General features: G+C 40.3%; 1 protein-coding gene. It reads left to right on the top strand.

What is annotated here, in order from left to right; translation table 11 throughout:
- Positions 1-88: 88 nt before the first annotated feature.
- Positions 89-1,264 carry an IS256-like element ISSag11 family transposase gene (locus HMPREF9171_RS102805; protein WP_000191687.1) on the top strand — a complete coding sequence of 392 codons (1,176 nt, stop codon included), beginning with the start codon at positions 89-91 and terminating at the stop codon, positions 1,262-1,264.
- Positions 1,265-1,311: the final 47 nt, after the last annotated feature.

Raw genomic sequence — 1,311 nt, 5'->3', positions numbered from 1 at the left:
GTAGTGTAAAATATCTTGTGTAAACACAAAAAGGAATAAATCCTGTATAGTAGAGTTGCGAGACTTCACTAGAAAGAGATTTATTCCCATGACCCAGTTTACCACAGAATTACTTAACTTCCTAGCTCAAAAACAAGATATTGATGAATTTTTCCGTTCGTCTCTTGAAACTGCCATGAATGACCTTCTCCAAGTGGAGCTATCCGCCTTCCTTGGCTATGAACCATACGATAAGGCAGGTTACAACACCGGTAATAGTCGTAATGGTGCTTATACACGTCGATTTGAGACCAAGTATGGTGTTGTTAATTTGTTGATCCCTAGAGATCGAAACGGGGAGTTCAGTCCAGCCTTAATCCCAAGTTACGGTCGTCGAGACAATCATTTAGAAGAAATGGTTATCAAGCTTTATCAAACTGGAGTCACAACACGTGAAATCAGCGACATCATTGAGCGTATGTATGGTCATCATTACAGTCCAGCAACAGTATCTAATATCTCGAAAGCGACACAGGAAAACGTGGCTAGCTTTCATGAACGTTCCTTAGAAGCTAACTATACCGTATTATATCTTGATGGGACTTACCTTCCTCTGAGACGTGGTACAGTTAGTAAGGAATGCATCCACATTGCACTAGGCGTCACATCATATGGGCATAAGGCTATCCTTGGATATGACATCGCACCCAATGAAAACAATGCTTCGTGGTCAGACCTTCTAGAAAGACTTAAGGGTCAAGGTGTACAACAAGTCTCTCTTGTTGTGACTGATGGTTTTAATGGACTTGATCAGCTTATCCAGCAAGCCTTCCCAATGGCCAAACAACAGCGTTGCCTTGTCCATATTGGCCGAAATATTGCAAGTAAGGTGAAACGAGCAGATCGTGCTCTAATTTTGGAGCAGTTTAAAACAATTTATCGCGCGATCAATGTAGAGGAAGCAAAGCAAGCCTTAGATAGCTTTATCAATGAGTGGAAACCACACTACAAGAAGGTAATAGAGACCTTAGAATCAATCGAAAATCTATTGATCTTTTATGAATTTCCTCATCAGATCTGGGGAAGTATCTACTCGACCAACCTTATTGAATCACTTAACAAAGAAATCAAACGTCAAACCAAAAAGAAAGTCGTCTTTCCCAATGAAGAATCCCTAGAACGCTATCTCGTCACACTATTTAGTGATTACAACTTCAAGCAAGGACAACGAATCCACAAAGGTTTTGGCCAATGTACGGACACACTTGAAAGCCTATTTGATTAACAATATCAGCTTTGCTAGAGTGTTTACACAAGATTATTGACAGACTC

Origin of the sequence: Streptococcus agalactiae ATCC 13813 (assembly GCF_000186445.1) — a bacterium.
In the GTDB taxonomy this organism is placed as follows: Bacteria; Bacillota; Bacilli; order Lactobacillales; family Streptococcaceae; genus Streptococcus; species Streptococcus agalactiae.
This window is presented reverse-complemented; position numbering and strand designations above follow the sequence as displayed.